Source organism: Deinococcus malanensis (assembly GCF_014647655.1).
Lineage (GTDB): Bacteria > Deinococcota > Deinococci > Deinococcales > Deinococcaceae > Deinococcus > Deinococcus malanensis.
This window is the reverse complement of the sequence record NZ_BMPP01000001.1, coordinates 342593-364161: the sequence shown is the minus strand read 5'-3', so window position 1 is coordinate 364161 and position 21569 is coordinate 342593. Positions and strand designations below refer to the sequence as shown.

Below are 21569 nucleotides of genomic sequence, written 5' to 3'. Positions count from 1 at the left end.
AGGAGACTGCAAGTCCTTATGACTATACTCATCTAGTATGCCCGTCTTTGAATACCGCGCGCGCGACCGGTCCGGCAAGGTGCTGAAATCTCAGATGGAGGCAGAGACGGCCGCACAGGTCCGTGACACCCTCCGTGCCAAGAGCCTCATGATTCTTGAGATCAAGCCTCCCAAGAGCGGACTGAACGCAGACATCAACATTCCCTTCCTGAATGACCGCCCGCCTGGACTCAAGCCGGTGGCCATTTTCAGTAAACAGCTGGCCACCCTGATCAACGCCGGGGTGCCGCTGGTGCAGTCGCTGGCCATCCTGCAAAGACAGATCGAGCACAAGGGCTTTCAGAAGGTCGTCAAGGAGTTGCGCGGGGAAGTCGAGTCGGGGATTCCCCTCAGCGAGGCGATCGGTAAGTATCCTAAGATCTTCGACCGCCTGTACGTCAACCTGATCCGGGCCGGTGAGACCAGCGGGACGCTGGACGCCATTCTGGAGCGCATCGCGGCCTTCCAGGAAAAGGACCTGGCCCTGCGCGGGAAGATCAAAAGTGCCATGACGTATCCAGTGATTGTCCTGGTCTTTGCGCTGGGCATCACGTACTTTCTGCTGACCACCATCGTGCCGCAGTTCGGGATGATCCTGGTGCAGCTCAACGCCCCCCTCCCGTTCATCACGAAAATGCTGATGGCCATCTCGGACTTTCTGAAGAGTTCTACCTGGATCATTGCCATCGTCGTCGCCGCGCTCGTGTATGCCTACCGGGCCATTTACAAGACGCCCAAGGGCCGGATGCAGATCGACAAGATCAAACTCAAGATTCCGGTGTTCGGCAATCTGATTCAGAAAAGCGCCATCAGCTCGTTTGCACGGACCCTGGGCCTGCTGCTGAGCAGCGGTGTGAACATCATCGAGAGTCTGGAAATCACCAAGGGAACGGCGAACAATGCCGTCGTCGAAGAGACCCTGGAAAACGCCAAGAACGTCGTCATGGTGGGCGACCAGATGAGTTCGAGCCTGGGCGCCAGCAAGGTCTTTCCGCCCATGGTGGTCAGCATGGTTTCCATCGGTGAGGAGACTGGTTCTTTGGACGCGATGCTCGACAAGGTTGGGGACTTCTATGACCGCGAGGTCGATGAGGCAGTCGATGCCCTGACGGCCGCTATCGAGCCCATGATGATTGTCTTCCTGGGCATTATCGTCGGCACGATCGTGGCCGGAATGTTCCTCCCGATGTTCAGCATCATCGGAGCACTCAGCCAGTAATCACATTCCTATCCGTACCTTTCAAAGGCGCCTCACGGGGTGCCTTTTTTATTATTTCATCGCCAATTGCCCTGACATGAAGCACAGCAACAATAGTGACAATTCCACGACGGACACTCAATATGGAACTGCTCTGTCCTCCGGGAAAAGTGGAAGGTTTATGTGATGAAACGCAGGAAGGTCTAGCGGTCACCACTCACGGACAGCGGGCACCAGACCATTCTGACCTCGTGCAGGTCATATCCGTCAAAACTCACCGGCATTTGCCCAGCCTCTTTCGCACCCTGCCGTGCATACCAGGCACGCGCCGGATTCGTCGCCAGCACCCACAGCGCCAGGCTTTTGCCCCCGGCTTCAGACATCTCGACCATAAAGTTTCCGAGCAACAGCTTTCCCACTCCAAGACCATGACAGGACTTTTCTACAAAAAGGGTCATGAGCTCCTTGTCATAGCCAGGATGATCGCGCGGATCGCCACCACTGGCGAATCCAACGATGCGGCCCCGCTCCTCGGCCACAAGAGTGCCAACCTGCTGACCTGTGAGCAGCCGCGTCTCCCTTATTTGCTCTGTCCAGTGATAGGTGCGCCTACGCCGGGCTCTGTCACCTGTCATACGTGCCATATAAGAACTGGGCATCAGATCAGCAAATGACTCTGTCCAGCACTGAGTATGAATGCTGGCGATGGTGGGGGCGTCACTGATGACCGCCTGGCGAATGTGAAAGGACATGCTCTCCATTCAGTCCGCACTGTCGGCAGTAATGGTCTTCCTGACCGCGCCATCCGCGTCCAGGAACTCGATGGCCGCGTCCCCGCTGGCCGTCACGCGAAAGCGAAGACGGGTGCGCCCGTTCGCATCCTGTAACTGCACAGTGGCGTCCGTCTCGGTCACACCCGCGACCAGCCGCACGGCCCCGTAATACGCAGGATCCTCCTGAAGATGGCGCGTCTGGAGTTCCCGGACTTCCTGCTGCGACAGTCCCTCCATTGCTTCCAGGTCTTCCTGGATGGACCGGTCCGGACGGTCCGACACCATCAGGAAAGCGGACGTGCCGCTCTGGTCCTGAGCACCGTACAGCTGGATCACTTGATCCTGCTCATAGGCGTCAAAGGACAAGCTTCCCGCCGTGCGTCCTTCCCCGCCGGTGAACAGCAGGCCGCCGCTTTCGGTGCCTTCGTCGTTGTAGAAAAGCATGCCAGCCACCTCACGGGTCGGATGCTTGAACGCTTTACCGCCGATGAGAATATGGTCGGGGAACAGAGTCCTGTTGGAGAGCACGTAGCGGATGGTGCCGTCCGGCTCGCAGATATTGATGCGCTGCACGTTGAGCACGTCTGGGGTTGGAGGATCGCCCATGGCCCATTGTGACCGGTCAAGACCGATGCACTTATATGACGCCAGCTGCCTGAAAGGTCAAAGATCGGATACCAGCGCGAGCCACGGCCGGTTTTGCCTGCCTCCGAAAATCAGTCAGCCAGCAGGATGGACAGCTGACGCTGCATGGAACTCAGCACTGGCTTGCTGCGCAGGCAATCCACCAGGGCGCGTGTGGCCTGGTGCTCACTTCCGCCCACAGCGCGCTGCAGATGTTCCCGGACAACTGGATGAAGGTGCCCGGCAGTAAACAGCAGACGGTCGAGCAGATCGGCGCCTCGCAGGAGGGCGCGGGTTGTCCCATCTGCCGCCACGACATGAATCGCGAGGTGTCCGAAAGTGTCCACATCCAGCAGGGCGGTCAGTGGTCGCCCAGCCCGTCTGGAGACATGCTCTACCGTGGGCACGAAGGCCCCGATCAGGTTGCTGGCGAGGCTGTGACCAATCAGCTGTATCCGTGGCTGATCATGCACTGTGGCATGCAGCACCTGGGCCAGACGCCGGGCGAGGCGCGCACCTTCGGATTGCAGCGCCGTTTCTGTGTCTGGGGCTGAAGTGCCGGTCATCGGAAACCGGCCTGGAGGCGACGCACATGCATGCCGCATTGTGCCACCTAGATCAGTATTGGCGCCGGGTGAGAATGCGCTAAGCTCAGAAGGTATGAACATCATCGGGAAAGTCACCGTCCTGCCCCAGTTGCCGGAGGAGATCGCTCGGCTCTCGGAGCTGGCCTATAACCTGTACTGGTCGTGGACGCCACGCGCTCAGGAGCTCTACCAGGCTTTGGATTACCCCATTTGGGAGCGCTTCCATCAAAACCCAGTCCGCACCCTGCTGGAGGTCCCACGTGCGCGCCTGGACGAAGTCGCGGCAGATCCGGCGTACCTGGCACGCTATGCCGAAGTCATGGCGGATTTTGATGCCTACATGGGCAAGCAGAACACCTGGGTCACAAAGAAAGCACCTGGGATGCGCCCTGTCGCCTACTTCAGCATGGAGTACGCGTTCCACGAATCGCTGCCTATCTACAGCGGTGGCCTGGGCGTTCTGGCGGGCGACCACTGCAAGAGTGCCTCCGACCTGGGGTTGCCGTTTACTGCGGTGGGGATGCTGTTTCACCAGGGGTACTTCCGGCAGCTGTTTGACAAGGACGGCTGGCAGAACGAGGCGTACGACGAACTGGACCTGACCACCCTCCCTATCCGGCCGGCCCTGACCCCGGCCGGCCACCAGGCGCGCGTCAGTGTGCGCCTGGGCGCCCGGACGGTGCAGGTGCGCGTCTGGACCCTGCAGGTGGGCCGGATTCAGGTCCTGCTGCTGGATACCAACGTGCCCGAGAACAGCGAGGAAGACCGCAAACTCACCGCGCGCCTGTACGGAGGCAATCAGGACCTGCGGGTCCAGCAGTATGTCCTGCTGGGTGTGGCCGGCATCCGGGCCCTGAGGCTGCTGGGCATCCCTGCCGACGTCTACCACATGAATGAGGGCCACGCTGCGCTGCTGGGGCTCGAACGCATCCGCGAGGCGGTCGCCGGAGGCCTGGATTTCCGCACTGCGCTGGAAACGATCGCCAGCAGCACGCTGTTTACCACCCATACCCCGGTGGCCGCCGGCAACGACGCCTTTACCTACGAACTGATGGACAAGTATATCGGCGACTGGCCCTCTCAGCTGGCGACCAGCCGGGACGACCTGTACGCCCTGGCCCGCCACGATCAGTTCTGGGACAACCACTGGGTGCCCAGCTTCAGCATGACGGTGTTTGCGCTCAACCTGAGCCGCGCGGCCAATGGCGTGTCGGAACTGCACGGCGAGGTCAGCCGCAGCATGTGGGACTTCCTGTACAGCGGCGCCCAGCCCGAGGAAGTCCCGATCGGTCACGTGACCAACGGCGCCCACAACCTGACGTTCACCAGTCAGCCCATGCGCGACCTGCTGTCCACCGTGCTACCGGCCGACTGGACCGAGCGCCTGGAAGACGAGGCCATGTGGCAGGCTGTTGAACACCTCACCGACGAACAGCTGCGCGACGTGCAGCTCACCATGAAGCGCGAGATGATCGCCTTCGTACGCACCCGCATGCGTGAGCAGATGCTGCGCAACGGAGCCAGTGCCGCTGACGTGGCCGCCACCGAAACCGTGCTCAGTGAGAACGCCCTAACCATCGGCTTCGCGCGCCGCTTTGCGACCTACAAGCGCGCCACCCTGCTGTTCCGTGACAAGGCGCGCCTGAGCCGGATCGTCAACCACCCGGAACATCCGGTGCAGTTCGTCTTTGCCGGCAAGGCCCACCCGGCAGACAACCCGGGCAAGGCCTTTATCCAGGAGATCTACCGCGTGTCCCAGGAGCCCGAGTTCCGCGGCAAAATCGTCATCCTGGAGAACTACGACATGAACGTGGCCCGCCACCTCGTGCAGGGCGTGGACATCTGGCTCAACAATCCACGCCGCCCGCTGGAGGCTTCGGGGACCAGCGGCATGAAGGCCAGCTTCAACGGCTCGCCCAATTTCAGTGTGCTGGACGGCTGGTGGCGCGAGGGCTTTGACGGCACCAACGGTTGGCCCATCGGCGAGGAACGTGAGTACGCCGACCTGAGCGTGCAGGACGACGCGGACGCCTTCAGCCTGTACACCCACCTGGAAGAGGCCATCGTGCCGCGCTACTACGGCACCCTGGCCGGGGCCGAGTCGTGGGCCCACACGGTCCGCCGCGCGATTCAGACGGTCAGCCCGCGCTTCTCGATGCAGCGGCAGGTCATCGACTATGTGCAGAAGTACTACCTGCCGGTGGCGCAGCGTGGCGCCCAGCTCGCGGCGAACGGCAGCCAGCGCGCCCGCGAGATCGCCGGCTGGAAAAGCTGGGTGCAGCAGCAGTGGCCCTACACGTCCATCACCGCCCAGGCCGATTTCCCGGCCAGCGCCCAGCCTGGACAGGCCATTCCGGTCACCGCCCAGGTCCACCCCGCCGGCATCGCCCTGCAGGACCTGCGGGTCGAAGCTGTGCTGGACCGCGCCGGGCAGCTGACCCGCATTCCTCTGCAAAGCCGCGGCGACGGCAGCTTCCACGCGGACGTGCCGCTGCAGGACAGCGGTCTGTACTCGGTCGGCGTGCGGATGGTGCCGCAGATTGACGGCCTGAGCAATGGCCTTGAGGCCCGGCTGATCAAGTGGGCCTGAGCCCGAGTTGGAGCTAGTCTCCCCCACCCCCGTGGCCTGCACAGGCTGCGGGAGTTTTGTCTGACCCAGGCGCATAATGCCGCGTGTGAACCGCCTGACCCTCCCGCCAGTGCCGGCGCTGCTGCTGTCCATGATGAGCATTCAGGCCGGCGCGGCGTTCGCCAAAACGTTGTTTCCGGTGCTGGGCGCTGCCGGCACCACGGCCATGCGGGTTGCTCTGGCCGCCGGCGTGCTGGTGGTCCTGCTGCGGCCCAGGCTCCGGGCGCTGACCGCGTCCCAGTGGCGGGCGGTCGTTCCGTACGGACTCGCCTTGGGGCTGATGAACCTGTGCTTCTATGCCTCTCTGGTTCACCTGCCGCTGGGGCTGGCCGTCACGCTGGAGTTCGTGGGGCCGCTGGTGCTGTCCCTGGTGCTCTCGCGCCGCGCCCTTGACTTCGTGTGGGTGGCGCTGGCCGGGGTGGGCATCGCGCTGATCATGCCGCACGGGGCGACAGGAGGCGAGCCACTGCACATGGGCGGCGTGGCGCTGGCCCTGCTGGCCGGAGCACTGTGGGCGCTGTACATCGTGGCGGGGGGTGCGGTAGGCCGGCGGGTTCCGGGGACGACCGGTGTCGTGGCCGGCATGCTGGTGGCCGCACTGGTCGCCCTGCCGTTCGGGCTGGTCCAGGCCGGAGCGGACCTGCTGACGCCTGCCCTGCTGGCGGCGGGCCTGGGGGTGGCCATCATGTCCAGCGCCCTGCCCTACACGCTGGAAATGGTGGCCCTGAAAGCCATTCCCGCGCGGGTCTTTGGCGTCATGATGAGTCTGGAACCCGCCCTGGCGGCCCTGAGCGGTCTGCTGTTCCTGGGCGAGCGCCTGAATGTCCTGCAATGGGTGGCCATGGGCTGCGTCATCGCAGCCAGCGCCGGGATTCATCTGAGCGCCCCGCGTGTGGCCGAACCGTCGACGCCAGCTGAGCTGATCACCTGATCCGGGCCCCAGCCTGGATCGTTGCCCGACAACGATTGATGCCGCCTGCGCTCGCGCAGGACTCATCCGGTCGCAAAGCCGATAGGGACTTTCCCGGCAAGTCGACGGAAACACTGCAGTTCAGCTGTGCCCCAAGAAAACCGCCACCCGGAAGACCGGGTGGCGGTCTTTCCAACCGCTGGTTTACAGGTCGCTAGCAGCCTGCGACGCGCTGACATGACCACTGCGGCCACTGCTGCCGCCACTGCCGGTCATCAGGAGGCCCAGCTGGGTCTCGGTGGCACCGGCGGCGTCCACCTCGCCGACGACGCGGCCCTCGTACATCACGAGGATGCGGTCGGCGAGGTTCATGACCTCACCCAGGTCGGCGCTGACCAGAAGCACGGCCAGCCCCTGGTCTCGCGCTTCCACGATGCGGGCGTGAATAAATTCGATGGCCCCGATGTCCACGCCACGGGTAGGCTGGCTGGCCACCAGGATCTTGGGCCCCTTGCGCATTTCGCGCGCCACGATCAGCTTCTGCGCGTTGCCTCCGCTGTACTTGCCGGCCGGCAGGCTGGCACTGCGCGGACGCACGTCGTACTTCTCGGACAGGTCACGGGCGTTCTTCTCGATCACGTCAAGGTCGAGCATCCCGAACCCCCGGGCAAAGGGTGCGCGGTCGTGCTCGCCCAGGATGTAGTTCTCGGCGGTGGTCATGTCCAGCACCAGCCCACGCTCGTTGCGGTCCTCAGGAATGTGTGACAGTCCGGCTGCCTCGACTCCCCGCACTCCACGGGCCGGGCGGCCCAGGTAGGTGATCTGGCCCGACGCCACGGAAGACAGACCGGTGATGGCTTCGACCAGTTCGCTCTGGCCGTTGCCTTCCACGCCGGCAATCCCGACGATCTCCCCGGCCCGCACCTGGAACGTCACGCCGTCCACCGCATTGCCGTGCTCTCCGGGAACAACCACATTCTGCACGTCCAGCGCGACTTCACCGGGTCGGGCGGGCTGCTTGTTCACCTTCAGGGTCACCTCGCGGCCCACCATCATCTGGGCCAGGGTTTCGGTGGTCGCGCCAGCTGCGGGAATGGTGCCGATCATCTTGCCGTCACGGATCACACTGATGGTGTCACTGATGTGCAGCACCTCGTGCAGCTTGTGCGAAATGAAGATCACCGCGTTACCGCTGGCCGCGTACTGGTTTTTCAGGAAGTCGAACAGCTCGTCGGTTTCGCTGGGAGTCAGCACGGCAGTCGGCTCGTCCAGAATCAGGATGCGTGCGCCGCGGTAGAGCGTCTTGAGGATCTCCACCTTCTGCTGGAGGCCAACTGGCAGGTCTCCGACCAGGGCGTCGGGCTTCAGGTCGAAGTTGAACTGGTTGATCAGCTCCGCCACGCGCCGGCGCGCGGCCGCATAGTTGATCGACGTGCCGCTGGTGGGCTCTGCGCCCAGAATGACGTTCTCGGTCACGGTCAGGGTATCGACCAGCATGAAGTGCTGAAAGACCATGCCGATCCCGCGCGCAATGGCGTCCGCCGGGTTGTCGAAGCGCACCACTTCGCCGTCCACGACGATTTCACCGCTGGTGGGTGGCTGGGCGCCGTAGACGATTTTCATCAGGGTGCTTTTTCCGGCGCCGTTCTCGCCGCACAGGGCGTGTACGCTGCCCCAGCGCACCGCCATGGAAATGTTGTCGTTGGCCAGGACCAGCGGAAAGCGTTTGGTGATGCCACGCAGCTCCAGCGCATGTTCGGAGCGATGCTGCACCGTCTGCAGCACGTCGGCAGGAAGTACCGTCATATTCCGAAGTGTAATCCTTCAGAATGAGGCCCATGGAGTCTTTCTGGTTGGCAGTCACGACCCTGGGACGTGACGAGGTGTTTATCGTGGTGCTCGCCCTGTACACCTGGCTGGTGCGGCCCCAGGGCGGCCGGGACCTTGGCGTGGCATTTGCGCTGAGCTACCTGGTCAATTCCGGTCTCAAATACGGGCTGGACCTGCCCCGGCCGTTCATGAGCCAGCCTGAAATCACTTCGGAAGCTGCAAAAGCCACGGCTGGCGGGCCGGGGCTTCCCAGCGGTCACGCCCAGATGGCCGCCACCCTGTGGGGCGGAATTGCCGTGCAGGTCGGCCGGCGCGGAATGTGGATCGCCGCGTTTGTGCTGATCGGCCTGATCGCTGTGTCGCGGCTGGCCCTGCAGGTCCATTATCCCAGTGACGTGATCGTGGGCCTGCTGCTGGGTGGCATCTTCGCCCTGGCCGCGCGTCATGGGTACTTCCCGCAGCACGACTGGACCCGTCTGGCCCTTCCACTCGTCCTGCTGGCCGTGGCCACCCTGCTTCCCAGCAGCGCACCCCGGGAGCTGGGGGCCGGACTCGGCATGCTGGCCGGGTTCTGGTACGCCCGCCCCAGCTTTGTTCCTCCGCACGACTGGACCGGACGGCTGGTGGTAGCGCTGCTGGGTCTGGTGATGGTTTTTGCCGTGTACTTCGGTCTATCCGCGCTGCCCGAGGAGGTCCGCAATCTGGGTCTGGTCAGGGCGCTGCGCTACGCGCTGCTGGTGCTGGTCGCCGTGCAGGGTGTGCCTTTTGTGCTGCGCCGCTGGATGCCGCCGTCCGGCCCGCAGCTGAGCCCCATGCGGACCCCTGCCCAGGCCTGAGCTTCAACGCACGCGAATTCCTTTCGTGACCGGCTGCTTTTGCAGCCAGGTCACGAACTTTTTGACCTCCGGATGGGCGCCCAGGGCATCCAGGCTGTGGTATTCGCCGGCCAGTTCGGCATTGGTAAACGTGCGGTGCAGAAATTTGTGGCACGGGCTGCACAGCATGACGGTCGGCAGTTCCGTGACCGGCGTGCCCCGGCGCCGGCCCTGAGAGCGGGGAATCAGGTGGTGTTCGGTCAGGACCGGGACGGCCCGCTCGCACAGACCGCAGACCTCCGGTTCGCCCGGAGGGGGCGGCCAGGAAGAAGGAGGGGCGCGGCGGGCCGCCATCAGCGCCACCCTCGGTGTCGCGGCTTTTCGGCCAACCGTCCGTCGGCATCCCGGCAGGGCTCCAGACGCAGCATGTCCGCCACCGTCTTCTCAGAGACGGGTGAGCTGAGGGTACTTGCGGATGGCTTCCTCCTCGCTGAGGAACTCGCCTTCCACGTCCGGACTCCAGATCACCTCGGCCCGGATCAGGTCGCCGGGCGACACGCTGCTGATGGCCGCCAGAGCCGCACGGGCCTCGGCGGCATTGGTTACGCCGGCCGGGGGAAGGCTGCTCAGGGTGTGGGCGGCCACCGCGATGGTTACCGCCAGATACAGATCGGTGCCGTCGGCCTGGAAGCTGTAGTCGTCACGGCGGGCAAAGCCACTGTTAGGGTCCCGGTTCTGGTAGTTGCTGGTGGTCTGTTCCGTAAAAGCGGCCCGCGCTTCGGTGGCCCAGGTGCCAACCTGGCTGTCTGCGGCCCGTGGATCACCCTGAGCACGCTCGACGTTGCCGTAGACCCAGCGCTCGGGGTGCCGTAGGATCACCAGGGCAGCCTCCTGCAACATGCGGACCAGGCCGGCATTGGTGTCCGGGTCTCCGGTCTGGGCCACGCGCTGCAGGGCGCGCTTGACTTCGTCACCCTCGGCTAGCAGCAACTGCACGCTGACCGCCTGCGCCGTCCCACTGATGCCGGCCAGACCACGCGCTCCACCGCCAGCGTGGCTCATGCTGCGCCGCATGCCGCCCACCACCGAAAAAATCACGAAGCCGAAGATAAGCAGGGGCATGATGCCCATGCCGCCCCCAAAGCCCATGCCGCCGTAGCCGCCACCGTTGACGATGATGGGGCCCCGGTACCCCCCGCTGTAGCCTCCCCCGCTATAGCCACCGCCGCTGTACCCACCTCCGGAGTACCCGCCGCCATAGCCCCCTCCGCCGTAGCCTCCGCCTGAGGATCCGCCGGAACTGCTGCCGCCAAAGCCCCCACCCGACTGTGCCAGGGCGCCGGGCGTCAGGCCGAGGCTGCCGACGCAAAGCAGGGCTGCGGTCAGGAGCGTGCTCAGGGTCTTGCGGGTCGCGAACTGCATAGCGTGAGTCTACGGGGCGGCCGTGACGCCCGTTTCGGAGCCGGAGTTCAGAAATCTTTACGTGCGGGTCAGGGGGGTACACTGCGCAGCGTGAACGCGTCCAAGACCCACATCACCCTGAGTACCGACCGGTGGGAAACATTTCTGGCCGGCCTGTACGAGCGTGACGACCGGCTTGAACCCCGCGAGGCAGGCCAGACTTACCCCCCGCATGAGGCTGTCGACGCCTACATGCTCAGCGGTCATGCCGAAGCCCTGCGCAGCGCTGACGTGGACGGCGACCTCTGGGGAACCCTGGAAGACCTGGACGAGACCGCTGCCGACGAGGAAGAGGCGTGGGACAAGATCTGTTCGTTTTATCTGGAGCGCGGCTGCGTGCTGGTGAGCGTCGAAGGTCTCGAAGAGCCGGAGGAATGGATCCTGACCGCAGAGCTTGCCCGGCGCCTCGGGCTCCTGGAGGACCAGCGGCTCAGGAACCCGCCCGGGCCGTGAGTCCGGTTCCGCGAAAACCAGCGTAAATGGCGTGAAGTCGGGCATAACCCCCCCTCATCTGTTCATGAGAGCAGGCCCGTAGGCTTCAGGAATGTCTAACCACTATGACCGCCATCACTTTCCGACCAAACGTTTGCTGCTGCTGGGCTCGCTGATCGGCGCAGGTGCCTACTACCTGAGCCGCGAGCAGAACCGCAAGGCGCTGGACGCCAAGCTGGCCGAGCTTGGACTCAAGGACGCCGCCAGCGACATGGGCCAGAGCGTGGCCAAGGGCTGGGAAAAGACCAGGGACGCGGCCCAGAGCGCCGGCGCCGTGATTGCCGACAAGGCCGGCGAGGTCAAGGAGGCGGCCAGCGGCGGCACCCAGGCCGCCCTGGACAAGGCGAAGGAAGTGGCCAGTGAGGTCAAGGGAGCCGTCAGCGGCGCGGCCAGCGAGGCCAAAGATGCTGCTGGGCAGGTGGCGTCCGATGCCAAGGACAGTACCCAGAGCGTGACCGAGAAGACCCGCGACGCCGCCCAGGATGCCAAGGCTGATGCCCAGAAAGCAGCCAAAGACACCCAGACCACCCTGAAAGACGCTGCCCAGGACGCCCGCAGCGCCGCGCAGAAAGCAGCGGCCGAAGCAAACGAAGTGGCGAAGAAGACCAGCACCGGGGCCCAGAACTCGGTGCGTGACGCCGAACGCAAGATGTAATGGAGCCCGGCACCCATCGGCCTCCATACCGGGGAGGTTTTTGTTTGGGTGAAGCTGCGGGCACGGTCGGCTGCGGGCACAACCGGTAGACTCCAGCCATGACGCGAAGGGACGGCGAGAGCCACACACAGACACTGGAGAGAAGCGCCACGCAGCGCCCCAGGCTGTACCGCGTGCTGCTTCTCAATGACGACTACACCCCGATGGAATTCGTGGTGCGGGTGCTGGAACTGTATTTCCGCAAGTCCGAACACGAGGCCGAGCTGATCATGCTGGCGGTCCACCACAAGGGCCAGGGCGTCGCGGGCGTGTATACCCGCGACGTGGCCGAAACGAAGGTGGCACAGGTCACGGCCCACGCTCGCCAGGAGGGCCATCCCCTGCGACTGGTCTCCGAGCCGGAGGCCGACGCGTGATCAGCGAGCACCTGCAACTGGCCATCGGCCGCGCGGCCGCCCACGCCCGCGAAGCCGGTCACGAGTACGTGACCCAGGAACACCTGCTGCTGGCCCTGACACACGACCCCGAAGCCCTGGAAGCCCTGCTGGCCCTGGGTGCGGATGTAGAAGCCCTGCGCGAAGCCCTGGAGACCGAACTCGGGGCCCTGGAGGTCGTCCCGGGCAGCGAGCCGGACTTCACCCTGGGTCTGCACCGGGTGGTCCAGGGCGCGGTACTGCAGCTGCATGCCAGTGGCAAAGGCACCCAGGAGGCAGACGGCGCACGTGTTCTGGTCGAACTGCTTGAAGAACCCGATAGCCCGGCGCGCGCTGCCCTGGAAGCCCAGGGGGTCAACCGGCTGGACATGCTCAATTACGTCTCGCATGGCGTGGCCAAGGTCGAAGGCCGCAGCCGCGAACGCCATGTGGCTGGGGTAGACAGCCCGGCTGATCTGGAAGGCAGTGCCGAGCAGGACCCACTGGAGGCCTACACCACCGACCTGACCGCTCAGGCACGCGCCGGCGGTTTTGACCCGGTGATTGGCCGGGCAGCGGAACTGGAGCGCATGGTGCACGTGCTGGCCCGCCGCAGCAAGAACAATCCGGTACTGGTCGGCGAACCTGGGGTGGGCAAGACGGCCCTGGCCGAGGGCCTGGCACAGCGGGTGGTTGACGGCGGCGCGCCGGGCTTCCTCAAAGGTGCGGGCATCTATGCGCTGGACCTGGGCGCGCTGCTGGCGGGCACCCGTTACCGGGGCGACTTCGAAGCGCGCCTGAAGGCAGTTCTCGCGGCTCTGGACGGCCAGAACGCGGTGCTGTTCATCGACGAGCTGCACACCCTGGTCGGGGCCGGGGCCACCGAGGGCGGCAGCATGGACGCCGCGAACCTGCTCAAACCGGCCCTGGCACGCGGAAAGCTGAGGGTGCTGGGCGCGACCACGCCGGCCGAACTGCGGCACCTGGAAAAAGACCGTGCTCTGTGGCGACGCTTCCAGACCGTGGACGTGCCCGAGCCCTCCGAGGAGGATGCGCTGAGCATTCTGCGCGGTCTGGCCGGACGCTATGCCTCGCACCACAAGGTGACGTACACGGATGAAGCGCTGGACGCTGCGGTCCGCCTGAGCGTCCGGCATCTGCGTGATCGGTTCCTGCCCGACAAGGCCATTGACGTGCTCGACGAAGCGGGCGCTGCCCGCAGCAGCGCCGGCAAGGGCGGCACTATTGATGTCGCTGACATCGAGGCTACCGTGGCCCGCATGGCCCGGGTGCCGCTGGGCGCCGTGAAGGCCGAGGAGGTGCAGTCACTGGCCACCCTGGAGCGCGACCTTAAGAATCGCGTCTTCGGCCAGGACGAAGCGGTGCAGGCTGTGGCCAGCGCGGTCAAACTGGCCCGCGCCGGGCTGCGCGACCAGACCAAGCCGCAGGGCATGTTTCTGTTTGCCGGGCCCACCGGGGTGGGAAAGACCGAACTGGCCCGCGCCCTGGCCGAACGCCTGGGTATCGAGCTGACGCGCTTTGACATGAGCGAGTACCAGGAGGCCCACACCGTGGCCCGGCTGATCGGGGCTCCTCCCGGCTATGTGGGCTTTGACCAGGGCGGCCTGCTGACCGACGCGGTGGCCCGCCACCCGCACGCGGTGCTGCTGCTCGACGAGATCGAGAAGGCCCATCCCGACGTGTACAACATCTTTCTGCAGCTGATGGACCACGGCACGCTGACCGACCACGCCGGCAAGAAGGTGGATGGGCGCGGCCTGATTCTGATTTTCACCACCAACGCCGGGGCTGCCGACGCCAGCCGTCCCGCACTGGGCTTTTCCCGCGAGGGCCGCGCCGGGGAGCAGGCTGAAGCCGTGAAACGCACCTTCACCCCCGAATTCCGCAACCGCCTGGACAACGTGATTCACTTCCGCGCCCTGTCGCGTGAGGTGATGGCCGGTGTGGTGGACAAATTCCTGCGCGACCTGCACCTGCAGCTGGCCGAGCGTCAGGTGACCCTGACGGTCACTCCCGCCGCCCGCACTCTGCTGGCCACGCTGGGCTATGACCCGCTGATGGGCGCCCGACCGCTGGCCCGGGTGATCGAGCAACAGGTCAAGCGGCCCCTGGGTGATGAACTGCTGTTCGGCCGACTGAGCAAGGGAGGCAAGGTCACGGTGGGAGCCTCCGGGGACGCCTTTACCTTCCGGTTCTGAGCAAGTCACACAAGCCTTCGACTGAACCGATGTCCTTAGGGCAACAACACATGCTCCGCCCCGGTATCAGGACGCAAGGGAACTGACCGGTAGGCCCAGCACAGAGACGCAGACGTGTTGGCTGAGCCGGAGCCTCCACCTCGTACATTTACTTTTCCGGCTCCGTGCCTCGGCCCGTTGTTCAGAGCAGCGTCGGTCTGGCCCGCTGACCGAAGCAGCCCGGCTGACCGTACAGGCCGATCTCCGTCAGTCTCTGCCGGGCACTTCCGGAGGGGTGCCGCGGAAAGCATCCTTTCCCTGACCGGTCTTCAGCCTTACCACCTGTCCGGTCCGGGCGCTTTCGTAGATCGCGTCCATCACCACATGGTCCTGCACACCTTCCTCGCCGGGTGTCCACGGACGCCTGCCCTCGCGGATGCACTGCGCGAAGTGGTCGAATTCCTGGCTGAACTGGTCAGACGAGGGAAAACTGGGCGTCAGTTCGCCCTGTTCATCCGTCAGGCTCAACCGGACGCCCACGTAGGGAAAAGCCGGGTCCATCAGCAGGCTGCCCTTCTCTCCCAGTACACGCAGGGTGCTGGTGGTCCGCGCGCCGTAGCTGGTCAGGCCGTTGGCGATCAGGCCGCCGGGGAAGCCCAGCATGAAGCTCAGCGACTCCTCGACTTCCACAAAGCGGGGGTCACCGTCCGGCTGGTGCAGCGCGGCGAAGACCCACTGCGGCTCCTGACCCAGCACAAAGCGCAGGGTGTTGACGCAGTAGATGCCCACATCCACCAGGGGGCCACCGCCCGCCAGCTCCTTTTTCAGACGCCAGGCCTCCGGATCGTCCTCAACCTGCACGTGAATGCTGTCCAGCAGCTTGACCTTGCCCAATTTCCCGCTGTGTACAGCGTCGCGCGCGGCCCAGTGCTCGGGCGTGTACTGGCAGCGGTAGGCGGTCATGAGCAGGACGCCAGCGCTGTTGCAGGCCTCCACCATGGCGCGGGCGTCGTCGGCATTCATGCCCAGGGGTTTTTCACACAGCACGTGCTTGCCGATCTTTGCAGCCCGCTCCACATATTCGCGGTGCAGCGCGTTGGGCAAAACGATGTACACGGCATCCACGTCTTTCCGCCCCGTGAGCTGCTCGAAGTCGTCGTAGGTGTAGACGTCATCCTCACCCAGACCAACGGCGCGGGCCAGGGCCAGCCCCTTCTCCGTTTCGCTGGTGACAAACGCGACCACGTGGGCATGTTCGCTGGTACGGACAGCCGGTACCAGCTCGTCGACCGTCAACTGGCCGAGACCGACAATGGCGTAACCCACGCGCTGAGGTTCGGCTTCCGGCAGGGGCAGGTCAGGTTTGAGTGGCATGCCCCACCGTACCGGGCCCGGTTCTCGGGCATCCACGAACGCAATTCACGCTCCCTTGAACTGGGCAGGCCACCATGCCGATCCTTGCCGCACCTCCGGCGGGCCAGACTGCCCGGAATGAACCTGACCCTGCGCGAGCGTCATAACGAAGACCTGCCTGTCTTGTGGCACTGGATGCATGCCCAGCCGGACCCCGAATGGAAGCGCTGGGACGCGCCGTATTTTCACAGCGCGGCCGCGCCTAAATCGACCTCACTCGAAGCATTTACCGAACAGGCGCAGGCGGCGTTGCCCACCGCACACCAGCGCATCATCGCCCTGGACGGCCAGTGCATCGGGCAGGCCACACGCTGAGAGGAAGCACCGGCAGCAGGGGGCTGGTGGGAACTGGGGCTACTGATCTTCGACCCCAGCCTCTGGGACGGTGGCGTGGGAACGCTGGCCCTGCGCCGGTGGACGGACCTCACATTCCGTGACACGGATGCCCACGTGCTGACCTTAACCACCTGGAGCGGCAACGAGCGGATGATTCGTGCGGGGCAGCGCGCCGGCTGGCGCGAATGCGCCCGACTTCCGCAGGGACGGCGCCATGACAGCGTCAAGCTGGCGTTGCTGCGCCAGGAGTGGGAGAATCGGCCCTGACATGACCGTCCGTATCCGCCCTGCCCAGCTGTTCGACGCCGGGTTCGCTGCACCCCTGATTCAGTCCACCATCGGGGCTATCGGGCGGGCCCTGACCGGCACGGCGACCGACGAGGACGCGGCCCACGTTCTGGCCGAGTTTTTTCCGCTGCGCGGGCACCGGCTGAGTTTTACCCATACCCTGATTGCGGAAGTCGGCGGGCAGCCGGCCGGGCTGCTCGTCGCCTACCCGGGAGAATTTGCCGCAGATCTGGATGAACCTTTTCGCCACCACCTGCGCGCCATCGGCCAGCCAGGAGTGACCGAGCCGGAAGGTCAGGCGGGAGAACTGTATGTGGACACCCTGGCGGTCAGTCCTGACCGGCGTGGCCAGGGGGTGGGCGGCGCGCTGCTGCACTCGGCGGCGCTTCGTGCACAGAATCTGGGGCTGCCCCGGCTGGGCCTGCTGTCCGAAGCTGACAACCCGGCCATGCGTCTCTATGCCCGTCAAGGGTTCCGGGCTGCGGGCGAGCGCACCGTCTCGGGCATCAGATTTATCCACCTGATCCGCGAGTTGTCACCCGAGCCAGCAGCTTCACCATCAGTTGAGGCAGGCTGCTGAGGCCGTGCGCCGTGGCTACCCTGTGGCATGACCGGATCCGCTTCCCGCTTCCTGGACGCCCTGGCCCTGCGGGCCATCCGCTTTTACGGACGTCACCTGTCCCCACGCAAGGGCTTTTGCTGTGCCCGCGCGGCAGTACATGGCGGGGAATCCTGCTCGGCGGCTGTGGCACGCATTATCCGGGACGATGGTCTGATCGCCGGACGCCGCCGTGTAGCCGAACGTTTTGCCGAATGCCGCCAGGCCCATGACGCCCTACGGGGAGGCTCTCCCCTAGCGATCGGCACCAGCGGACCGCAGGTGCGCGGGCTGTGCTGCTGCGGCCCGGTGCCGATTCCCTTCCGCTGTGGCTGAGGGCTCTCCTCCTTCCGGGTGATACGTAGGGCCGCTCCGGGAGGTATGCTCCGCGCGTGCGCCGTGTCGTTGTCCTTGCCGCCCTAGCAGGTCTGGTGGCCCTGTCTGCCCCTGCTGCTCCCGCCCTGATGAAATACGGATCCCTGCCCCGTAAAGCCGAGGGTCCTGTGACGCTGCTGCTGGCCGGCGTGGCGCCGGAATATGACGAAAACGCGCCGGTATGGCCGTATCCGGTCAAGCCGGAGGACTACAAGGGCAACACCGATACGCTTGTGCTGGCGCAGCTGCGCCCGGACGGCACTGTCAACCTGCTGAGCATTCCGCGTGACACGTGGCTGAACGTACCCGGGTGGGGATGGGGCAAGATCAATGGTGCCAATCCCCATGGTGGACCGGAGATGGTGATGAACGCAGTGCAGAGCCTGACCGGCGTCAAGCCGGATGCTTACGTGTATCTGTCGCTGTACGCAGTGCGTGCGCTGACTGACGCGGCGGGCGGCGTGACCCTGGATGTCCAGCAACGGATGAAATACGACGACAACGCTGGCAAGCTGCATGTGGATCTGCAACCGGGCCGACAGACCCTCAGTGGCGTACAGGCTGAGGGCTATCTGCGCTTCCGCAACGACAACATGGGCGATATTGGCCGTGTGGCACGCCAGCAACAGTTTATGACTGCCCTGGGTAATCAGGTCAAAAGTCCGCTGAACCTGTGGCGCCTGCCCATGATGGCTGGGGCGCTGGACCGCACCACCAAGACCAATATCACCCGGGAGCAGGTCGGCGCACTGCTTGGGGGAGCTTTGAGCGGTCTGAAGGTACAGACACACACGTTGCCGGGTAATTTCGGCCGCCGGGGCCGGCTGAGCGTCTGGGTCACAGACCAGGCAGCCTTGAATGCACTGGTGGCCAAACACTTCCGCGATCCCAATGACCCGCGCAGCCTGGGGATTGCCGTGGTGAACATGGACGCCCCTGCCGGCAGCGCAGCCCGCCTGAAGACGAAGCTTGAAAGCCTGGGCTACCGGAACGTGTGGATCGCCTCGGAGCCTCGTGGCCCAGCCCCGACCACCATCACAGGCAGCGCGGCCGAGCGTCTGCTGCAGGATGTCGGTCACGGCACAGTGACCTCGACTCCAGGAGTTTCCGGCGCCGACGTCACTGTACGCCTCGGCACCGACACACCGGCCAACTGAGAAAAAGAGACACTTTTCAGAACCACTGTGGGAGCAGGGATGCAGCAAAACCTATATCTTCTTAATCGATTCAGCTTCATCTGCTAGGCTGGGGCATGACCCTGACAGCGCAACTGAAGTGGTGGCAGAGCGGCATCATCTACCAGATCTATCCCCGGTCCTTTCAGGACGCCAGCGGCGACGGTGTCGGAGATCTGCGGGGAATCACGGCGCGGCTGCCATACGTGGCCAGCCTGGGGGTGCAGGCGGTCTGGCTCTCCCCTATCTTTACGAGCCCTATGCGCGACTTTGGTTATGACGTGGCCGATTACTGCGACATCGACCCACTGTTCGGCACCCTTGAGGACTTCGACGCCCTGGTCGCCGAGGCCCACCGCCTGTGCCTGAAGGTCATGCTGGACTACGTTCCCAACCACACTTCCAGCGACCATGTATGGTTTCAGGAAGCCAGTGCAGGGAAAGACAGCCCGAAGCGTGACTGGTATGTCTGGCGTGACCCGGCTCCAGACGGCGGCCTGCCCAACAACTGGAAATCCTTCTTTGGCGGGCCGGCCTGGACCCTGGACGAGAAGAGCGGGCAGTACTACCTTCATCAGTTCCTGCCGTCACAGCCGGACCTGAACTGGCGCAACCCGGATGTACGGGAAGCCATGTTCGACGTGCTGCGTTTCTGGATGCGGCGCGGCGTCGACGGCTTCCGGGTCGATGTGATCTGGCTGCTGGCCGAAGATGAGCGCTTTCTGGACGAGCCCGCCAATCCCGAGTGGCGACCGGGCGATATCGAGCATGCCAGCCTGGAGCACATCTACACCCAGGACCAGCCCGAGACGCATGAGTACATCCGCGAGATGCGCGCCGTGCTCGACGAGTTCGATGACCGCATGATGGTCGGTGAGATCTACCTGCCGGTGGCGAAACTGCTGCCCTTTGCCGGCACTCCCGACGAGCCGATGGTGCATCTGCCGTTCAATTTCCATCTGATTCTGATGCCCTGGGACGCCGGGCAGATCCGCACCTTCACCGACAGCTATGACGCAGAGTGCCGCAAGGCCCAGACCTGGCCCAACTGGGTGCTGGGCAACCACGACCAGCACCGATTCCGGTCACGCGTGGGCGACGCCCAGTACCGTGTGGCGCAGACCCTGCTGCTGACCCTGCGCGGCACGCCTACCGTGTACTACGGTGACGAGATTGGCATGAGCAACGTGCCGATTCCCTCCCACCGCATGGTGGACCCGGCGGGTCTTCAGCAGCCCGACAGTCCCGCCGCCAGCCGCGACCCGGAACGCACGCCCATGCAGTGGGATGCCAGTGCCAACGCCGGCTTCAGCGCCCCCGGGACCGAGCCGTGGCTGCCCCTCGCGGATAATTACGCCACGCTGAACGTTCAGGCGCAGGAGAACGACCCCGCCAGCGACCTGGGCTACTTCCGGGCGCTGACGAGGCTGCGCCAGGAGCATCCGGCACTGGTGGCCGGCGACTACCGCAGCCTGGACGCTGGCCACGACCACCTGTTCGCCTTCGAGCGGACCCTGAACGGTGACCGACTGATCGTGCTGCTGAATTTCGGCTCACAGGAAGTCGGCCTGAGTCGGGACATTCACGGCCAGACGCTGCTCAGCAGCCTGGGGGACCAGCCGGAAATCGGCGCTGCGCTGCGCCCGAACGAGGCCCGGGTGCTGCGGGCCTGAACTGAGGTTGGGGCCGGGGAATGCCGTCAGTAAACAGCGTCCCCCGGCTGCCTATCCCGACTCTGCCCTCAATAAGGCAGGCCGGCCAGGCGCAGCAATTCCTCGCGGGCCCACAGCGCATCGTTGGGGCGCCGGGTGCGGTCATGGCGGATCAGGCTCAGGTACAGACCTTCAAGGGGATCATCTAAGGCAGGCAGCGGTTCTTCAGGGTCGGGCAGCGCGCCGTGCAGGCCCCACCCGAGCAGCACCCCGATGCCATACAGGTCACTCTCCGGGCCCAGGGGTTCGCCCCGCGCAGCTTCCGGACTCTGGAAAGCTGCGGTGCCAAACCGGGTGGGCACGTCCATGTTCTCAAACGCCGGACCGGACAGATCGAAGTCGACCAGCTTGGCTCCCCCGTCAGGTTCCACCAGAATGTTTTCGGGTTTGATGTCACGGTGGACCAGGCCATGCCCATGCAGGTACGCCAGGCCATCCAGGACATGCGCCAGCGTCAGCAGGAAGGCGCGGCGCTCGTGAACGGCAGCAGGACGCTGCGCAAAGCGGGTAAACATCACTTCGCCACGGGCCAGGGTGCCGATCAGGGCCGGATTCCCGTCGACTTCCGTGCGGCCGATCACGCGCGCCAGCCGTGGGTGGTCCAGGCCGCTGGCGTGGGCTTCTTCACGTTCGGCGAAGGTCGCCAGGTGTGCCGGAAATATTTTCACGACACGCGGCTGCCCGGCACTGTCCACAGCAAAGTACACCAGGCTGTGTGACCCTCGCCCGAGAGGACGGACCAGTCTCAGGCCCCCCTCCACCATCTGTCCTGCGATCGGCATTCGCCTCACGCTACCGCAGATCAAGTGCTTGCGGGTAGGTATGGGGGTAGAGGCTGCCCCCAGTGGTGGTAGACAGGTGGCGTCCGGAGCACCGTCAGTATCGGCCACGACGGTCAGCACACCATCGGTCCGGGCGTTATCACGCCGCGTTTGGGTGCAGAGCCCTGACACACCGCACCAGGGTTGGCTGGACGTGAACTCTGCCTGCAAAGGGCAGGATGTCAGGTGCAGGCCAATGACCGCAGAGTGTGTATCCCGCGGCGGTG

Annotated in this window: 21 protein-coding genes and 1 pseudogene; 14 read left to right on the top strand and 8 right to left on the bottom strand. The window is 64.9% G+C overall.

Annotation, left to right across the window (positions count from 1 at the left end; all coding sequences use genetic code 11):
• Positions 1 to 37: 37 nt before the first annotated feature.
• Complete coding sequence (gene pilC, locus IEY49_RS01875; RefSeq protein ID WP_189003977.1) at positions 38 to 1258, top strand: type IV pilus assembly protein PilC; 1221 nt, start codon at positions 38 to 40, stop codon at positions 1256 to 1258.
• A gap of 182 nt (positions 1259 to 1440) precedes the next feature.
• On the opposite strand, the gene IEY49_RS01870 is transcribed toward pilC, so the two are convergent.
• From IEY49_RS01870 to IEY49_RS01860, 3 genes are all read right to left on the bottom strand, one after another.
• Positions 1441 to 1989, bottom strand: a complete 549-nt coding sequence (locus tag IEY49_RS01870; protein WP_189003976.1) for a GNAT family N-acetyltransferase — start codon at positions 1987 to 1989, stop codon at positions 1441 to 1443.
• A gap of 9 nt (positions 1990 to 1998) precedes the next feature.
• On the bottom strand, positions 1999 to 2616 hold the full coding sequence (locus tag IEY49_RS01865; protein ID WP_189003974.1) for a hypothetical protein: 618 nt from the start codon (positions 2614 to 2616) through the stop codon (positions 1999 to 2001).
• Positions 2617 to 2726: 110 nt separating this feature from the next.
• Positions 2727 to 3200: a hypothetical protein gene (locus IEY49_RS01860; protein WP_189003972.1), complete on the bottom strand. Its 474-nt coding sequence runs from the start codon at positions 3198 to 3200 to the stop codon at positions 2727 to 2729.
• Positions 3201 to 3294: 94 nt separating this feature from the next.
• Here IEY49_RS01860 and glgP point away from each other — a divergent pair, with 94 nt between their 5' ends.
• A complete protein-coding gene (gene glgP, locus IEY49_RS01855; RefSeq protein WP_189003970.1) occupies positions 3295 to 5811 on the top strand; it encodes an alpha-glucan family phosphorylase in 2517 nt (838 codons plus the stop codon).
• A 76-nt stretch (positions 5812 to 5887) separates the two neighbouring features.
• Positions 5888 to 6781 carry an EamA family transporter gene (locus IEY49_RS01850; protein WP_189003968.1) on the top strand — a complete coding sequence of 298 codons (894 nt, stop codon included), beginning with the start codon at positions 5888 to 5890 and terminating at the stop codon, positions 6779 to 6781.
• Between the two features lie 183 nt (positions 6782 to 6964).
• Here the strand turns inward: IEY49_RS01850 and IEY49_RS01845 are convergent, their stop codons facing one another.
• Positions 6965 to 8566: an ABC transporter ATP-binding protein gene (locus IEY49_RS01845; protein WP_189003966.1), complete on the bottom strand. Its 1602-nt coding sequence runs from the start codon at positions 8564 to 8566 to the stop codon at positions 6965 to 6967.
• A 32-nt stretch (positions 8567 to 8598) separates the two neighbouring features.
• On the opposite strand from IEY49_RS01845, the gene IEY49_RS01840 reads away from it, so the two are divergent.
• Positions 8599 to 9426 carry a phosphatase PAP2 family protein gene (locus IEY49_RS01840; protein ID WP_189003964.1) on the top strand — a complete coding sequence of 276 codons (828 nt, stop codon included), beginning with the start codon at positions 8599 to 8601 and terminating at the stop codon, positions 9424 to 9426.
• 3 nt (positions 9427 to 9429) lie between these two features.
• On the opposite strand, the gene IEY49_RS01835 is transcribed toward IEY49_RS01840, so the two are convergent.
• Together IEY49_RS01835 and IEY49_RS01830 are read right to left on the bottom strand one after the other, a co-directional pair.
• The gene (locus IEY49_RS01835; protein ID WP_189003962.1) at positions 9430 to 9759 is read right to left on the bottom strand and encodes an HNH endonuclease; all 330 of its coding nucleotides are present in this window, start codon (positions 9757 to 9759) and stop codon (positions 9430 to 9432) included.
• Between the two features lie 90 nt (positions 9760 to 9849).
• Positions 9850 to 10827, bottom strand: a complete 978-nt coding sequence (locus tag IEY49_RS01830) for a DUF1517 domain-containing protein (protein ID WP_189003960.1) — start codon at positions 10825 to 10827, stop codon at positions 9850 to 9852.
• Between the two features lie 90 nt (positions 10828 to 10917).
• On the opposite strand from IEY49_RS01830, the gene IEY49_RS01825 reads away from it, so the two are divergent.
• From IEY49_RS01825 to IEY49_RS01810, 4 genes are all read left to right on the top strand, one after another.
• A complete protein-coding gene (locus tag IEY49_RS01825; RefSeq protein WP_189003958.1) occupies positions 10918 to 11319 on the top strand; it encodes a hypothetical protein in 402 nt (133 codons plus the stop codon).
• 91 nt (positions 11320 to 11410) lie between these two features.
• A complete protein-coding gene (locus tag IEY49_RS01820) occupies positions 11411 to 12013 on the top strand; it encodes a desiccation-associated late embryogenesis abundant protein (protein ID WP_189003957.1) in 603 nt (200 codons plus the stop codon).
• Positions 12014 to 12111: 98 nt separating this feature from the next.
• Complete coding sequence (gene clpS / locus IEY49_RS01815; RefSeq protein WP_189003955.1) at positions 12112 to 12429, top strand: ATP-dependent Clp protease adapter ClpS; 318 nt, start codon at positions 12112 to 12114, stop codon at positions 12427 to 12429.
• Entirely contained in the window at positions 12426 to 14645 is a 2220-nt protein-coding gene (locus IEY49_RS01810; RefSeq protein WP_189003953.1) for an AAA family ATPase, read from the top strand. The genes clpS and IEY49_RS01810 overlap by 4 nt, the downstream gene beginning before the upstream one ends.
• A 246-nt stretch (positions 14646 to 14891) precedes the next feature.
• Here IEY49_RS01810 and IEY49_RS01805 read toward each other — a convergent pair whose 3' ends face one another.
• A complete protein-coding gene (locus tag IEY49_RS01805; protein ID WP_189003951.1) occupies positions 14892 to 15998 on the bottom strand; it encodes a Gfo/Idh/MocA family protein in 1107 nt (368 codons plus the stop codon).
• A gap of 117 nt (positions 15999 to 16115) precedes the next feature.
• Between IEY49_RS01805 and IEY49_RS21810 the strand changes: the two genes are divergently transcribed.
• The 6 genes and pseudogenes from IEY49_RS21810 to IEY49_RS01780 all read left to right on the top strand — a co-directional run bounded on the left by IEY49_RS21810 (position 16116) and on the right by IEY49_RS01780 (position 20482).
• Positions 16116 to 16352, top strand: coding sequence for a hypothetical protein (locus IEY49_RS21810; RefSeq protein WP_308424629.1), 237 nt, complete (start codon positions 16116 to 16118; stop codon positions 16350 to 16352).
• Positions 16353 to 16382: 30 nt separating this feature from the next.
• Positions 16383 to 16640: pseudogene (locus tag IEY49_RS21805) on the top strand (GNAT family N-acetyltransferase); the annotation flags it as partial.
• Position 16641: 1 nt separating this feature from the next.
• Entirely contained in the window at positions 16642 to 17241 is a 600-nt protein-coding gene (locus IEY49_RS01795) for a GNAT family N-acetyltransferase (protein ID WP_189003949.1), read from the top strand.
• 27 nt (positions 17242 to 17268) lie between these two features.
• A complete protein-coding gene (gene yidD / locus IEY49_RS01790) occupies positions 17269 to 17595 on the top strand; it encodes a membrane protein insertion efficiency factor YidD (protein WP_189003947.1) in 327 nt (108 codons plus the stop codon).
• 56 nt (positions 17596 to 17651) lie between these two features.
• Positions 17652 to 18791 carry an LCP family protein gene (locus tag IEY49_RS01785; RefSeq protein ID WP_189003945.1) on the top strand — a complete coding sequence of 380 codons (1140 nt, stop codon included), beginning with the start codon at positions 17652 to 17654 and terminating at the stop codon, positions 18789 to 18791.
• A 95-nt stretch (positions 18792 to 18886) separates the two neighbouring features.
• Entirely contained in the window at positions 18887 to 20482 is a 1596-nt protein-coding gene (locus IEY49_RS01780; RefSeq protein WP_189003944.1) for an alpha-amylase family glycosyl hydrolase, read from the top strand.
• 68 nt (positions 20483 to 20550) lie between these two features.
• On the opposite strand, the gene IEY49_RS01775 is transcribed toward IEY49_RS01780, so the two are convergent.
• Positions 20551 to 21303, bottom strand: coding sequence for a serine/threonine-protein kinase (locus IEY49_RS01775; protein WP_189003942.1), 753 nt, complete (start codon positions 21301 to 21303; stop codon positions 20551 to 20553).
• Positions 21304 to 21569 lie beyond the last annotated feature (266 nt).

What these genes read in the sequence shown, in the direction of transcription:
- pilC (WP_189003977.1), top strand. Translation starts at nt 38, where the DNA reads ATGCCCGTCTTTGAATACCGCGCGCGCGACCGGTCCGGCAAGGTGCTG.
- IEY49_RS01870 (WP_189003976.1), bottom strand. Translation starts at nt 1,989, where the DNA reads ATGTCCTTTCACATTCGCCAGGCGGTCATCAGTGACGCCCCCACCATC.
- IEY49_RS01865 (WP_189003974.1), bottom strand. Translation starts at nt 2,616, where the DNA reads ATGGGCGATCCTCCAACCCCAGACGTGCTCAACGTGCAGCGCATCAAT.
- IEY49_RS01860 (WP_189003972.1), bottom strand. Translation starts at nt 3,200, where the DNA reads ATGACCGGCACTTCAGCCCCAGACACAGAAACGGCGCTGCAATCCGAA.
- glgP (WP_189003970.1), top strand. Translation starts at nt 3,295, where the DNA reads ATGAACATCATCGGGAAAGTCACCGTCCTGCCCCAGTTGCCGGAGGAG.
- IEY49_RS01850 (WP_189003968.1), top strand. Translation starts at nt 5,888, where the DNA reads ATGCCGCGTGTGAACCGCCTGACCCTCCCGCCAGTGCCGGCGCTGCTG.
- IEY49_RS01845 (WP_189003966.1), bottom strand. Translation starts at nt 8,566, where the DNA reads ATGACGGTACTTCCTGCCGACGTGCTGCAGACGGTGCAGCATCGCTCC.
- IEY49_RS01840 (WP_189003964.1), top strand. Translation starts at nt 8,599, where the DNA reads ATGGAGTCTTTCTGGTTGGCAGTCACGACCCTGGGACGTGACGAGGTG.
- IEY49_RS01835 (WP_189003962.1), bottom strand. Translation starts at nt 9,759, where the DNA reads ATGGCGGCCCGCCGCGCCCCTCCTTCTTCCTGGCCGCCCCCTCCGGGC.
- IEY49_RS01830 (WP_189003960.1), bottom strand. Translation starts at nt 10,827, where the DNA reads ATGCAGTTCGCGACCCGCAAGACCCTGAGCACGCTCCTGACCGCAGCC.
- IEY49_RS01820 (WP_189003957.1), top strand. Translation starts at nt 11,411, where the DNA reads ATGTCTAACCACTATGACCGCCATCACTTTCCGACCAAACGTTTGCTG.
- clpS (WP_189003955.1), top strand. Translation starts at nt 12,112, where the DNA reads ATGACGCGAAGGGACGGCGAGAGCCACACACAGACACTGGAGAGAAGC.
- IEY49_RS01805 (WP_189003951.1), bottom strand. Translation starts at nt 15,998, where the DNA reads ATGCCACTCAAACCTGACCTGCCCCTGCCGGAAGCCGAACCTCAGCGC.
- IEY49_RS21810 (WP_308424629.1), top strand. Translation starts at nt 16,116, where the DNA reads ATGAACCTGACCCTGCGCGAGCGTCATAACGAAGACCTGCCTGTCTTG.
- IEY49_RS01795 (WP_189003949.1), top strand. Translation starts at nt 16,642, where the DNA reads ATGACCGTCCGTATCCGCCCTGCCCAGCTGTTCGACGCCGGGTTCGCT.
- yidD (WP_189003947.1), top strand. Translation starts at nt 17,269, where the DNA reads ATGACCGGATCCGCTTCCCGCTTCCTGGACGCCCTGGCCCTGCGGGCC.
- IEY49_RS01780 (WP_189003944.1), top strand. Translation starts at nt 18,887, where the DNA reads ATGACCCTGACAGCGCAACTGAAGTGGTGGCAGAGCGGCATCATCTAC.
- IEY49_RS01775 (WP_189003942.1), bottom strand. Translation starts at nt 21,303, where the DNA reads ATGCCGATCGCAGGACAGATGGTGGAGGGGGGCCTGAGACTGGTCCGT.